The sequence below is a fragment of the Mesorhizobium sp. M0715 genome (assembly GCF_040320355.1).
In the GTDB taxonomy this organism is placed as follows: domain Bacteria; phylum Pseudomonadota; class Alphaproteobacteria; order Rhizobiales; family Rhizobiaceae; genus Mesorhizobium.
In genome coordinates, this window is record NZ_JAMYPL010000020.1 from 98046 (window position 1) to 112079 (window position 14034).

Genomic DNA, 14034 nt, shown 5'->3' on the forward strand with positions numbered 1-14034 from the left:
CTGCCGGCATGAAAAAAGGCGATCATCTCTTCCTTGTCGACGGCTCCGGCTACATCTTCCGTGCCTATCACGCGCTGCCGCCGCTGACCCGCAAATCCGACGGCCTGCCGGTGGGCGCCGTTTCCGGCTTCTGCAACATGCTGTGGAAGCTGATGCTCGACGCCCGCAACACCGATGTAGGCATTGTGCCGACGCATTTCGCCGTCATTTTCGACTATTCGTCGAAAACCTTCCGCAACGACCTCTACCCCGAATACAAGGCCAACCGCTCGGCACCGCCGGAAGATTTGATCCCGCAATTCGGCCTGATCCGCCAGGCGACCAGGGCGTTCAACCTGCCCTGCGTCGAGATCGAAGGCTACGAGGCCGACGATCTGATCGCCACCTATGCGAGGCTGGCCTGCGAAGCTGGCGGCGACACCACCATCATCTCCTCCGACAAGGATCTGATGCAACTGGTCGGCGACACGGTCGCCATGTACGACCCGATGAAGGACCGCCAGATCGGAATCCCGGAGGTGATCGAGAAATGGGGCGTGCCGCCGGAAAAGATGGTCGATCTGCAGGCGCTGACCGGCGATTCGGTCGACAATGTGCCTGGTGTGCCCGGCATAGGGCCGAAGACGGCGGCGCAACTGCTCGAACAGTTCGGTGACCTCGACACGCTGCTGGCCCGGGCCGGCGAGATCAAGCAGGACAAGAGGCGCGAATCGATCATCGCCAACGCCGACAAGGCGCGCATTTCGCGTCAGCTGGTGACGCTGATGAACGATGTGCCGGTCGCCGAGGGACTGGACGATTTCGTCCTGCACGCGCCGGACGGCCCGAAGCTGATCGGTTTCCTCAAGACCATGGAATTCACCTCGCTGACCCGCCGTGTGGCGGAAGCGACCAGCACCGAGGCCGGCGACGTCCAGGCCGTCGCGGTCACCGTCGAACGCGCCGATCATGCTCATGGCCCAGATGTCGGGGCCGGGTTGCCGCCGGTTGCCCGAAACGCGTCCGGCACTGAACCGGACGAAGCCGGCGGGACGGCGGAGACGTCAAAACAAGGCGATACCCCTTCCCTGCTCGCGGCACTGCGGCTGGAGCGCGCGGCCACCGGCAAGATCGATATTTCTGCCTATCATTGCATTCGCGATGTCTCGACCCTGAAAGCCTGGGTGGCCGAGGCACGGGAGGCGGGCATCGCCGCCTTCGATGTCAGGGCAACATCGGCTGATCCGATGCAGGCCGAACTGATCGGCATGGCCATCGCCACAGCGCCCGGCCGCGCCGCCTACATTCCTTTTGCCCACATGAGCGGCAATGGCGACCTGCTCGGTGGTGGCGCGCTCGAAAACCAGATTCCGCTGCGCGAGGCGCTGGCCGTGCTGAAACCGCTGCTCGAAGACCGATCGGTTCTCAAGGTGGCGCAGAATCTTAAATACGATCTTGTCATCATGAGCCGCTACGGCATCGATGTCGCACCGTTCGACGACACCATGCTGATCTCCTACGTGCTCGATGCCGGCACGCCCCATGGTCACGGCCTGGACTCGCTAGCCGAGAAATGGCTGGGTCATACCCCTCTCCTGCTCAAGGACGTCACCGGCTCCGGCAAAAGCTCCGTCGGTTTCGATCAGGTCGACATCGACAAGGCGACCGCTCATGCCGCCGAAGACGCCGATATGACGCTGCGGCTCTGGCTGGTGCTGAAACCGCGGCTTGCCGCCAAAGGCCTGGTGTCGGTCTATGAGCGGCTGGAGCGGCCGCTGGTGCCGGTGCTGGCGCGCATGGAACAGCGCGGCATCTCGGTCGACCGGCAGATCCTGTCGCGGCTCTCCGGCGAACTGGCGCAGGGCGCCGCTCGCCTCGAAGAGGAGATTTACCAGCTCATCGGCGAACGCATCAACATCGGCTCGCCAAAGCAGCTCGGCGACATCCTGTTCGGGCGCATGGGCCTACCCGGCGGTTCGAAGACCAAGACCGGCCAGTGGTCGACCTCGGCGCAGCTTCTCGAAGATCTCGCCGCCGAAGGTCACGAACTGCCGCGCAAGATCGTCGACTGGCGCCAGCTGACCAAGCTGAAATCGACCTATACCGATGCGCTGCCGGGCTTCATCCACCCCGACACCAAGCGCGTTCACACCTCCTACGCGCTGGCCGCGACGACGACGGGACGCCTGTCGTCCTCCGATCCGAACCTGCAGAACATCCCGGTGCGCACCGCCGAAGGCCGCAAGATCAGGACCGCCTTCATCACCGACAAGAGCCATCGGCTGGTCTCGGCCGACTACAGCCAGATCGAACTGCGGGTGCTCGCCCATGTCGCCGAGATCCCGCAATTGCGGCAGGCTTTCGCCGACGGCGCCGATATCCACGCCATCACCGCGTCTGAGATGTTCAACGTGCCGGTCGAGGGCATGCCTTCGGAAGTCCGTCGCCGCGCCAAGGCGATCAATTTCGGCATCATCTACGGCATTTCGGCCTTTGGTCTCGCCAACCAGCTGTCGATCCCGCGCGAGGAGGCCGGCAACTACATCAAGAAATATTTCGAGCGCTTCCCCGGCATCCGCGATTACATCGAGGAGACCAAGGCCTATGCCCGCGAGCATGGCTTTGTCGAAACGATCTTCGGCCGTCGCATCCATTACCCCGACATAAGATCGTCCAACCCCTCGCTTCGCGCCTTCAACGAACGCGCCTCGATCAACGCCCGCCTGCAAGGCACCGCCGCCGATATCATCCGCCGTGCCATGATCCGCATGGAGGAGGCGCTGGAAAAAGCAGGGCTTTCCGCACGCATGCTGCTGCAGGTGCATGACGAACTGATTTTCGAGACCGTCGAGGCGGAAGTCGAGGCGACGATCCCGGTCGTGCGTCACGTCATGGAAAACGCGGCGATGCCAGCGGTATCGATGTCGGTGCCGCTGCATGTCGATGCGCGCGCCGCCAACAACTGGGACGAGGCGCATTGACGCTCCGCCTCTTCGTCATCCTAGGGCGAAGCAAGGAGCGAAGCGACGCGGCGTAGACCCTAGGATGACGAAGCGATGGGCCTCAAGCCGCTTCGGCCAGGCACTTGGCACACGTCCCGCGAAACTCGATCACCGCCTTCTTGGCGGCGAAGCCTGTCGAGCGCACCCATTCGTCCAAGCTGTGGCCGACATCGTGGTCGGACATTTCGGTCACCTGCCCACATGTGTCGCATATCGCGAAGGCGGTCATCGAATGGCTGTGGTCGTGCGGCTCGGCGCAGGCGACGAAAGAATTGATGCTTTCGAGCCGGTGCACGAAACCTGACTTCACCAGCGTGTCGAGCGCTCGATAGACCTGCAGAGGCGCGCGAAAACCGCGCTCGCGCAGTTGGTCGAGCAAGGTATAGGCACTGAGCGGTCCGCTGGCGGTCTCGAGTTTCTCGAGCACGCACAGCTGGTTCTTCGTCAGCACATCCCTTGCCGCCATGATCCTGTTTCCAACTCGCCTTCCGTCGCTTGCGCCGCGCACAAACTATCCATGTACCCATCCAGATAGCGACGAACAGGCATTTTTGCTACTGTTTCCAGCATTCTGCCCGCAAGGCGGTCGAGAACATCGATCGGAGCGGGGCAACAGGCAGGTTGCTCTGCGATGTAACGTTCAAAATACTGACAATATCTTCAGCGAGGATTGCCGCGCTTGGAATTTCGGTCGGGCTTGGGGAAGCAATCATGATCAAATTGACGCGGCGGACGCTGCTGGTCGGCACGTCCGCTTTGACCATGGCCGGCATGGTGTCGTTCCGGACCATGGCCGCATCGCGCACCTATCATGCGCTGCTGGTCGCCTGCACCGAATATCCCAACCTTCCGCAGAGGAATTGGCTGGTCGGGCCGAAGAACGACGCAGCCCTCGTCCGCGACTATCTCCTGAAGAATGTGCCCGACCCGGTGCGGTTCGCGCCGGAGAACGTCACGCTGCTCGCCAAGGATGTCCCCGGCGCCAGTGGCCTGCCGACCCATGCGGCCATCAAGGCCGCATTGGCCGACCTTGCCGCCAAGGTTCAGCGCGACGATTTCGTCTATCTGCATCTGTCCGGTCACGGCGCCCAGCAGCCGCAGATGGTCAAGGGCGACGAAACCGACGGGCTCGACGAGATCTTCCTGCCCGTCGATATCGGCAAATGGATCAACCGCGATGCCGGCGTGCCCAATGCGCTGATCGACAACGAGATCGGCGCGGCACTCGACGCCATTCGCGACAAGGGCGCTTTCGTCTGGGTCGTGTTCGACTGCTGCCATTCCGGCACCGCGACACGCGCCGTCGAGGTCGATGACGAGTTGGAGCGCAAGGTCGAGTTCGCCGACCTGGTCGGCGGCAACGAGGCCGAGCGGGCTGCCGCGATCAAGGCCTATGACGAGGTGATTTCGGTCGCCGGCTCGCGCGGCGTCGACGACAATGGCACGCGCAAGCCCGCCTTCACCCTGACGCCGACCGGTGGCGAACCGATCACCAAGGGCAAACTGGTCGCCTTCTATGCCGCGCAGACGGTGGAGACGACACCGGAAATGCCGCTGCCTAAGGGCATCGCGGATGCGCCGCGGTTCGGCCTGTTCACCTTCACCATCCTGTCGAAACTGGCCGAGAATCCCAACGTCACCTATCGCCAGCTCGGCCAGGCCGTGCTGCAGCAATATTCGGCCGACAGCCGCACCCGGCCGACACCGCTGTTCGAGGGCGAACTGGATGCGCGGGTGTTCGGCACCGACAAGACCGACGCGGTCATGCAGTGGCCTGTCGTCATCAAGGACGGCGAAGCGACGATCGGCGCCGGCCTGCTGCACCGCCTCACCCCCGGCAGCAAGCTCGCCATCCTGCCGTCGGCGCTATCGCCGCTGTCCGACGCTGTCGGATTTTTGGAAGTGCAGTCGGCAAAAAACCTGGAAAGCCGCGTCAAGCCGGTCGAGTTCGACAAGAAGCCGGCGCTCAAAGTCGTCGACATTCCCGCCAATTCCTATGCGCGGGTGGCGGAGATCGCCGTCGACTACAAGCTCGTCTTGGCGCGGCCGGCCGCGGCCAAGGGACTTGAGAAGGAAACCGCTCTGGTCAATGCGGTTCTCGACGAACTGGCCATAGCCAGGGAGACCGGCTTCAACATCGAGCTGGTCGAGCCCGGCAAGAGCGCCGACCTCCGCCTCGCGGTGATGCGCGAGAATGCCGTTCCCGGCGCCGCCAAGGATGCGACCGCTAAGCCGGCGCTGTGGTTCCTGCCGGCGTCGGGCGACGTGACCTTGAAGGAGGGCGGCAAACCGCCGCTGATCATCATTCACGACCGCCAGAAACTGGCCGATGCAACGACCAGGAACCTGCGCACCATCTTCCGTGCCACCGGGCTTTCGCGGCTGGCGGCGGCCTCAGACTACAAGCCCGAGGTCGACGTCCAGTTCCAGGTCAAACGCCGCGACAAGAATGGCCTCGAACCGCTGCAGGCCTCGGTGGTGCCGCGCGTCTCGCCGGGCGACGAAGTGCATGTGCTGGCCAAGAACGGTTCGGATCTGCTGGTCGACATCAATGTGCTCTATGTCGGCAGCGATTATTCGATCACCCATATCGTTGCCGAACGCCTCGCCCCGCAAGCCATGCTCGAAGAGGGGCTGCTGGCTTTCACCGACACCAGTTTCGGCATGGAGCGGATGATCGCGGTTTTGACCGAGGCGCCGCCGGAGAGCGAGAAGCAGGATCTGAGCTTCCTGGCACAGGACGGCGTCGCCTCGGCGACACGCGGAATGGACTCTGCCGGCTTCTCCGACATGCTGACCGATCTCGGCATGGCGCCGGCAACCCGCTCGGTGATGCGGCTTGCCGACAAGAGCGGCCCGAAGGGCGCGGTGATGATCTTCCCGATGGAGACGGTGCCGCGCGCCTGAGCGGATGCCGGCGCGCAGGGCTCTGCGGCGGCTCTTGCGCGATCGGCGCGATATGAGAACATTCCCGGCCGCTGACGCATGACGGCCGGATGAAACGGATAGGATCGATTGTGAAGAATTCTGTGTTTTCCTGGCGTGGAACGGTAGCCGGCCTTGCCGGCGGCCTGCTGCTGATCGCCAACGCTTCGGCGGACGATGCCTGCGGCCTGTGCGTCAAGCAGATCGTCACCAACTCGGAACTGGCGACGTGTTTTCTCGATCAGTACGACCAGTTCGCCAAAAGCGGCAGCGACGCGGTTGTCGTCGATCTCAGCAACTGCGCCTCGCGCGGCGTCGTCGAAGCCTTGCCGTCACCGAACAAGGGTGCGGCGGACCCTGATGTCCAGTTCATGATTTCGCGCCTGCAGTTGCAATGCCTGAAAAAGAAGCTGGAGACGCCGGGCATTGTGCTTGATCCCTCCGCCACCATTGAACTGGACAGCTGCGGATGAAGAAGCCGACGGGCAACACCAGGCAGACAGCAATGACCGCACCCGCAAAAGCGCAGGCCGGCAAACCGGCCCTGCAGGAAACCACCGAGGGTTTCCCGTGGCCAAGCAGCCACGAGATCAAGAAGGAGAGCAACCCCTTCACAGACCGCGATTGGCGGATGCTGGTCTATGCCTGGTCGGGCATGGCCGTGCGTCTCGCCATCATCTTCACCTTGATGTTCTCGGTCTACCAGTTCCTGGCCAACCAAGAGCAGAAGCGTGTCGAGCAGACCATGTCGCTTGTCGAACTTTGGGAGAACAAGGACTACCAGCAGGCGCAGCGCGCGCTGAAAGATCGTCTGACGGCGCTCAACGCCAAATATGACAATCTGCTCAGCGCCAACCCCTCGCCGACCGAGGAGCAGGTGTTCCGGCAACGCATCGGCATCGAGGCGATGACCGCCTCCGGCGGCGACATGCCGCTCGCCGATTTCAGCGAGAATTTCGATCGCATCGTCTATTTCCTCAACCGGCTGTCCTTCTGCATCGACGGCGATTTGTGTTCGCGCAAAGTGACCGATGCCTATTTCCGTGACTATGCCGTCTCTTTCTGGAGCTATTTTGCCGGCTACATAGATAAGCAGCGCAAGGCGGGTTCTCCCACTTTCGCTTCGGCAATCGAGAACTATGTGCGTAGCGGGCCGCCCGCGCCCGAAGCCAAATAGCGGCACGAAAAAAGGCGGCGGGATTGCGCCGCCGCCTTTGTCTCCACCGCCAATGCGCAGCGATTACTTATACAGGCTGTTGATCCACTGGACGTTGGCGGCGTTCAGACGCACGGCAGTGTTCGCGTCGGGGCTTTCCGCCACGTTGACGCCGGTGACGATGCGCTGCTTGGCCTTGTTGTCGTAGGCATAAACCGAGCTGCCGCTCGACCCTGGGAACGTATCGCAGTCGTACTGGAAATATTCCGGCGCGATGTTTTCGGCGTGCACTTCGCAGTTTGCCTTCCACATCGTGCCCATCGGCTTGTCGCCGGGATAGCCAACGAGATTGGCGGTGAAGTCGCCAAGATCGTCATAGTTCGCATAGCCCAGCCAGCCGAGATTGGTGCCGACATCCTGCTTCAGCGTGACGATGCCGAGATCCCACAGCAGGACCGAACCATAATACCCTTGGTAGTTGTCGATGAAGCCTTGCAGCACATAGGCGCTTTCGAAGGCGAAGGCGCCGAACGGTGCGTCGTCGGCCGTGCTGCCGTTGAGCCCCGGCACGAACAGATAGTCGGAGAGCCAATCCTTGTCCTCATGACCGTAGAGGCAGTGCGCGGCGGTGAGCACCGTGCGCGGGCCGATCAGCGTTGCCGAACAGCTGCCGAAGCTGCCCGTCTTCGGCGATTTGGCTTCGAGATAGCCGATTGCCGAGAACGGATAGGTCTTGGTGTTCTTGACCTGCTCGCGATCGTCGGTGCCGAAAACCTGGCGGCCGGCTTCGCCTTCGCCGAGGTCCGGATCCTCGGTCTTGCGCTCAGCCCCGTCTTTTCCAGTGGCCGGAGCGTTCAGTTCCTTGATGATAAGCTCCCGCAGCGCTTCGCTCGGCTCGATCTTGATCTCCTTGCCATCGGCGGACCGTCCGACGATGCCGTAGGATTTGACAGCCGTTGCCTCGTCGGCAAGCGGCGCGGCGCGGCTGTCTTCGTCGGTCAGCTTCGGTGGCGCGATTGGCTTTGCCCGCCCGGGCTTGTAGTCGCCTGAAGTCGCGTCGCGCGCGCTTTCGCCATTGCCGGCACTGGCGGAGCCAGGATCGGCGGCGAAAGCTGGAACCGCCCACATTGCGGCGGAAAGTAATGTGGACGCAATGAGTGCGTTTGTCAGTTTTGTCATGGTGAGACTCTCCCAAAAATCAGCAAGGACTGGATCAAAATACAGAAATATTGTCGAGATCGTGGTGGGGTCGAAAAAGGAGTTTGGTTACCGCACTTGAAATATGACCATCGCCTATGCGGTCGGTCAAAGCCCCCGCCAAAGACACCGGCGCGGATATATTGCCTAAATTAATACAACATTGGAATGACAATTAGCTTCCACATAGCCCGTGGGGGGCTATAGGGTTTTGAGCGGGGTCTGCACAGGAACGCGATAAGCGAAGCAGTGCCTGACTTGGTGTCCCTGCCGTGCTGCTACAACAAAAGCTGCGCGGCCTGACCATCAGTCTGAGGCTTGCTTTGTTGATCATGCGCTGGGGCTGGTCCGCTCGGGAACATATCAGGAGGGCTTCAGATGAACATCATCCTTCGGTTCAGGCCGATCGCCGCCGCATCGCTGCTCGGCATCGCGGCCGCCCTTGCGGCAGCCAATTCCACCCAGGCCGACGAAGCGGTCACCCGACCGGAGGCAGCGGTCTCGCCAATGAAGCGCGTGACGGAAGCCAGAGCGAAAGCAGCGGCGGAGAACCCCGACGCGGCCGACCGCGTCTATGGCGGCAACCAGGCCGAAAAGGGAGCCTACCCGTTCCAGGTCGCGCTGCTCACCACCGACAGGCTGGACGAGAATCCAGCATCGCAGGCCAACGCCCAATTCTGCGGCGGCAGCCTGATCGCGCCTGAATGGGTGCTGACGGCAGCACACTGCCTCAACGACAAGGGCCAGCCGGTTTCGCCTGAGAGCGTCACCGTGCTGACCGGTGCAACCGATCTCAGCGAGGGCAAGCGCCACAAGGTGGTGGAGGTCATCGTCAACGAAGCCTACAGCGAACAGACCCTCGACAACGACATCGGCCTGCTCCGGCTTGCCGAACCGGCCGATGCGTCGACCATCAAGGTCACCCATGACGCAACGCCCGAGACAGGCAAAACGACGGTCACCGGCTGGGGCAAGATGCAGGATGGCACCTTCCCGACCACGCTGATGGTTGTCGATCTCGACCTGCAGCCCAACCAGGCCTGCAACAGCGGCATCAAGGCCATCTATGCGCGTGATCTGAAGGCAGCGCTCGGTGATCTGTCCCGCCGTATGCGCTATTCGGAAAAAGGCATCGACGCGGCGGCCAATGCGATCGCCGCCGACATGACCGACCCGCTGACCGGCAACATGATCTGCGCCGGCACCACCAGCGGCGTGCGCGATGCCTGCAACGGCGACAGTGGCGGCCCGCTGTTCATGACCGGTGCCGAAGGCCCGGTCCAAATCGGCGTCGTCAGCTGGGGCGAAGGCCCGGCGGACGGCAGTGCGGCCTGCGGCCACAAGGACGCCTACGGCATCTACACGCGGCTGGCCAACTACACCGGCTGGATCGAGGCGAAGATGAAGACCTCGGCTCCGGCACCGGCAAAGCCCAAGGCGGGACTGGGCACCGCCCAGAAACCAGCCACGCCCTGAAGCAGGGCTATTCGCTTTCAAGCAAAACGGCGGGAGATGTTCCCGCCGCTTTTTGTTTGCCGGCTTATCGAGAGGACTTATTTTCGCGGCGGACCTTTGCGCTCGGCCGAAGCTGCCCACAGATTGATATCGGACTCCCGGGCATAGGTATCGATCTCGGCGAGTTCGGCATCGCTGAAGTCGAGCACCTTGAGCGCGCCGACGCAGTCCTCGACCTGCTCCGGCCGGCTGGCACCGATCAGCGCCGAGGTCACCCTCCCCTTGCGCAGCACCCAGGCCAGCGCCATCTGCGCCAGCGTCTGTCCGCGCTTGCTGGCGATGGCGTCGAGCGCTTTTATGTTGGCGATGGTCTTGTCGTTGATGAAGGCTGTCTTCAGCGACTTGCCCTGGGAGGCGCGGCTGCCGTCCGGAATGCCGCCGAGATACTTGTTGGTCAGCATGCCTTGCGCCAGCGGCGAGAACACGATGGAGCCGACACCGAGCCCTTCGAGCGTGTCGAGCAGGCCGTCTTCCTCCACCCAGCGGTTCAGCATCGAATAGCTCGGCTGGTGGATGACGCAAGGCGTGCCAAGCTGCTTCAAGATATCGGCGGCCTCGCGCGTGCGCTGCGAATTGTAAGACGAGATGCCGGCATAGAGCGCCTTGCCCGAGCGCACGGCATGGTCGAGCGCACCCATCGTTTCTTCCAGCGGCGTGTCGGGATCGAAACGGTGCGAATAGAAGATATCGACATAGTCGAGCCCCATCCGCTTGAGGCTCTGGTCGAGGCTGGCCAGCATGTATTTGCGCCCTCCCCATTCGCCGTAGGGACCGGCCCACATCTCGTAGCCGGCCTTGGTCGAGATGATCAGCTCGTCGCGGTAGGCGGCGAAATCGGTGCGCAGGATTTCACCGAAGGCAGTCTCGGCAGAACCGGGCGGCGGACCGTAATTGTTGGCAAGGTCGAAATGCGTGATGCCGAGGTCGAAGGCCTTGCGCGCGATCGCCTGCTTGGTCTTGTGCGGCGTGTCGTTGCCGAAATTATGCCACAACCCCAGCGAGATCGCCGGCAGCTTCAGGCCAGAGCGGCCACAGCGGTTGTAGATCATCTTTTCATAGCGGTTTTCGGCAGGCGTGTAGGGCATCGGAAAATCCTCAAATGGAAACGAGCCGGTCGGCTGCATCGCGACAACGCGGCGAGTTGGCTCTGCCCCTCACCCTTACCCCCTCTCCGTCGAAACGGGGAGAGGGTTGAGGTGTGCTGCCCTATTTCTTCTTCGCCAAAAGCGCCTTGGCTTCCTTGACGCCAAGTGCCGCCGGCCGTTCGCAGGTGGTCTGCATGGCGACGAACTTGCCGGTTTCGCCGGAGCGCAACAGGCCGGTCATCACGTCGACGGCGTGCAGCGCCAGCTCCATCGAACAGCGGTGCGGCCGGCCTTCCGCGATCGCCACCGCCATGTCGGCGAGGCCCGATGTGCGGTAGTTGGCCATCATGCCTTGCGAATGCATCTCGTTGGGCACGCCGAACGGATGCGGCCAGTTCGGCAGCTTCTTGACCGGCTTGGCCGCGTCGGTGAAGCGAACGTCACCACCGAAGAAGTTCGGGTCCGGCACGAACACCGTACCCGCCTCGCCATAGAGTTCCATCGGCGCGTGGCCGTGGGCCCAGACGTCCCAGCTGGTGATGAGCGTTATAACGGCACCGTTCTCGAACTCCAGCAGCCCATGGATGGTCGTCGGCGTGTTGACCGGTATCTTTTCACCCGCGCGCGGCTTTGAACTGATCGTCCGCTCCTTGGCCGGCGTCGTCGCGAAGGCCGCGACCTGTTTCACCGGTCCGATCAGCTGGATCAGATTGGTGATGTAGTAAGGCCCGATATCGAGCACGGGACCGGCGCCCGGCTGGAAGAAGAAATCCGGATTGGGGTGCCAATGCTCCATGCCGTGGCCCATGACATGACAGGTACCACTCGTGACCTTGCCAAGCTTGCCGGTGTCGATCAGGTTGCGCACCAGCTGGTGCGCGCCGCCGAGGAAAGTGTCTGGCGCCGAGCCGATCCGAAGACCCTTTTTCTGCGCCCGCTTCTTAAGGTCGAGCCCTTCCTTGACCGACAGCACGAACGGTTTTTCCGAATAAACGTGCTTGCCGGCGTCGAGTATCTGCTTCGACACCTCATAATGCACCGCCGGGATGGTCAGGTTGACGATGATGTCGATGTCGTCGGCCCTGAGCAGGTCTTCGACGGTCTCGGCGCGCAGCTTGAACTCCTTCGCCCGAGCCCTGGCCGCCTCCATGTTGATGTCGGCGCAGGCACGCATCTCGATGCCGCGAAACAGCGGCGCCAGCGAAAAATACGCTTTCGAGATGTTGCCGCAGCCGATGACGCCGATGCCAAGTTTCTTTGCCATGCTGATTGCTCCTAATAGGTTTTGGCGGCTGCGATGGAGCGGCGGGCGAAACGCTCGATGTCGTTGGGGTTGTCCTGTTCCATGACGTAGTATTGGGCCGCACTCTTGGCACGCAGCACCTTGATCAGACCGGCCCAGTCGATGGTGCCATGGCCGACATCCGACCAGCCATCCTCATCCAGCCCCTCGCCGGGCTTGGCCATGTCCTTGACGTGGACGGCACTGATGCGCTTGCCGTGTTTCTCGATCCACGGCAACGGATCATCGCCGCCGCGCACCACCCAGGCAACGTCCATCTCCCAGCTGACATCGGGCGCGGATGACAGGATGTGGTCCTGCGGCACCGATCCGTCGGCAAGTTTCTTGAACTCGAAATCATGGTTGTGCCAGGCAAAGCCGTAGCCAGCCTTTTTCGCGGCGTCGCCGACCTTTGCCAGACGCTCACCAAAGCCGCTCCAGCCGGCGGCGTCGGATGGCCGCTGGTCGGGCATCAGGAAAGGGCAGATGAGCAGCGTGATACCGAGTGCGTCGGCGGTTCTGCGCACGCCGTCGAAATCGTTCTCGAGAGCGTCGATCGAGAAATGCCCAGTCGGCATGGCAAGCCCGTTCTTGTCGAGCTCGGCACGGAATGCCTCGGGATCATCATAGACGCCGCCAAAACCTTCGACCTGAGCGTAGCCGAGCTTGCCGAGCGTGGCGAGCACACCGTCCCAGGGTTGGAAATTGCGGGCGCTGTAAAGTTGGAATGACCAATTCATCGTCTCTGTCCGTTTCGCTTGGGGATTGTCGTTGGAAGGTTGGTTCTCGGAAGCTAGATGCGTGTGCCGGTTGCCGTGTCGAAAAGCGAGGCGCGCATCGGATCGAAGCCAAGCGTCACCGCCTCGTCGTTCTTGGGCGTGCGTTCCGAGGTCACCCGGACGCTGAAATTCTGCTGGGCAAGCTTCAGCCAGACCAGCGTGTCGGAGCCCATGGGCTCGACCACCTCGACATTGGCGGCTATCGAGAACGGCCAGCCGGTGCCACTGTTCAGGCTGACATGCTCGGGCCTGATACCGAATGTGACGGGGCCTGGAGCCGGAGGCTTGGCAAAGTCGTAAGTGCCGAGCGGGATCTTGATATCCTCGGCCGCGAACCGCCAGCCGCCGTCCGCGTCTTCCAGACGGCCATCGACGAAGTTCATTGCGGGCGAGCCGAGGAAGCCGGCGACGAAGCGGTTGACCGGACGGTTGTAGATGGTCTGCGGCGCATCGAGCTGCTGGATGACGCCGCCCTTCATCACCGCGATGCGGTCGGCCAGCGTCATCGCCTCGATCTGGTCGTGGGTGACGTAGATCATGGTGTTCTGCAGCTTGCGATGCAGCAGCTTGATCTCGACGCGCAGTTCGGCGCGCAGCTTGGCATCGAGATTGGACAGCGGCTCGTCGAACAGGAACACGTCGACATCGCGCACCAGCGCCCGTCCGATGGCGACGCGCTGGCGCTGGCCGCCGGAAAGTGCGGCCGGCTTACGCTGCAGCAGCGGCTCGATCTGCAGGATTTCAGCCGCCCGCGCGATCCGCTTGGCGATCTCTTCTCTTGGCGTGCCGGCGACACGCAGCCCAAAGGACAGGTTCTTCTCCACCGTCATTTGCGGATAGAGCGCATAGGACTGGAACACCATGCCGATGCCGCGGTCCTTGGGCTCTTCCCAGGTGACGTTCTTGCCCTTGATGAAGATGCGGCCTTCGGAGACATCGAGCAGGCCGGCAATGCAGTTGAGCAAGGTCGACTTGCCGCAGCCGGACGGCCCGAGCAGCACGATGAACTCGCCATCGGCGACATCGAGATTGAGCGTCTCCAGGACGGTCACCGCGCCGAAATTCAGCGACAGGTCCTGGATCGAAACGCTGGTATCGTTGGCTGCCGTCATCG

11 protein-coding genes are annotated in these 14034 nt (G+C 62.6%); 5 read left to right on the forward strand and 6 right to left on the reverse strand.

The annotated features are described in order from the left end of the window. Nucleotides 1-8 precede the first annotated feature (8 nt). Nucleotides 9-2960, forward strand: coding sequence for a DNA polymerase I (gene polA, locus NKI21_RS22600; protein ID WP_164780326.1), 2952 nt, complete (start codon nt 9-11; stop codon nt 2958-2960). Between the two features lie 82 nt (nt 2961-3042). Here polA and NKI21_RS22605 read toward each other — a convergent pair whose 3' ends face one another. Next, nucleotides 3043-3447: a Fur family transcriptional regulator gene (locus NKI21_RS22605; protein WP_013529546.1), complete on the reverse strand. Its 405-nt coding sequence runs from the start codon at nt 3445-3447 to the stop codon at nt 3043-3045. 245 nt (nt 3448-3692) lie between these two features. Between NKI21_RS22605 and NKI21_RS22610 the strand changes: the two genes are divergently transcribed. From NKI21_RS22610 to NKI21_RS22620, 3 genes are all read left to right on the forward strand, one after another. Then, the gene (locus NKI21_RS22610) at nt 3693-5888 is read left to right on the forward strand and encodes a caspase family protein (protein ID WP_023812502.1); all 2196 of its coding nucleotides are present in this window, start codon (nt 3693-3695) and stop codon (nt 5886-5888) included. Between the two features lie 110 nt (nt 5889-5998). Next, complete coding sequence (locus NKI21_RS22615; RefSeq protein WP_352867391.1) at nt 5999-6379, forward strand: hypothetical protein; 381 nt, start codon at nt 5999-6001, stop codon at nt 6377-6379. Further along, entirely contained in the window at nt 6376-7083 is a 708-nt protein-coding gene (locus NKI21_RS22620) for a DUF4760 domain-containing protein (RefSeq protein ID WP_352555782.1), read from the forward strand. Before NKI21_RS22615 ends, NKI21_RS22620 begins: the two co-directional genes overlap by 4 nt. A gap of 63 nt (nt 7084-7146) precedes the next feature. Here NKI21_RS22620 and NKI21_RS22625 read toward each other — a convergent pair whose 3' ends face one another. Further along, complete coding sequence (locus NKI21_RS22625) at nt 7147-8241, reverse strand: trypsin-like serine peptidase (protein ID WP_352867395.1); 1095 nt, start codon at nt 8239-8241, stop codon at nt 7147-7149. A gap of 396 nt (nt 8242-8637) precedes the next feature. Here NKI21_RS22625 and NKI21_RS22630 point away from each other — a divergent pair, with 396 nt between their 5' ends. Beyond that, entirely contained in the window at nt 8638-9735 is a 1098-nt protein-coding gene (locus tag NKI21_RS22630; RefSeq protein WP_352867398.1) for a S1 family serine peptidase, read from the forward strand. Nucleotides 9736-9812: 77 nt separating this feature from the next. On the opposite strand, the gene mgrA is transcribed toward NKI21_RS22630, so the two are convergent. The 4 genes from mgrA to NKI21_RS22650 form a co-directional block, all read right to left on the reverse strand. After that, complete coding sequence (mgrA, locus tag NKI21_RS22635) at nt 9813-10859, reverse strand: L-glyceraldehyde 3-phosphate reductase (protein ID WP_352754017.1); 1047 nt, start codon at nt 10857-10859, stop codon at nt 9813-9815. A 121-nt stretch (nt 10860-10980) separates the two neighbouring features. Beyond that, a complete protein-coding gene (locus NKI21_RS22640; protein WP_352754015.1) occupies nt 10981-12123 on the reverse strand; it encodes a Gfo/Idh/MocA family protein in 1143 nt (380 codons plus the stop codon). Nucleotides 12124-12134: 11 nt separating this feature from the next. Next, nucleotides 12135-12881, reverse strand: a complete 747-nt coding sequence (locus NKI21_RS22645) for a sugar phosphate isomerase/epimerase family protein (protein WP_128303236.1) — start codon at nt 12879-12881, stop codon at nt 12135-12137. Nucleotides 12882-12934: 53 nt separating this feature from the next. Next, the gene (locus NKI21_RS22650; RefSeq protein ID WP_023812494.1) at nt 12935-14032 is read right to left on the reverse strand and encodes an ABC transporter ATP-binding protein; all 1098 of its coding nucleotides are present in this window, start codon (nt 14030-14032) and stop codon (nt 12935-12937) included. Nucleotides 14033-14034 lie beyond the last annotated feature (2 nt).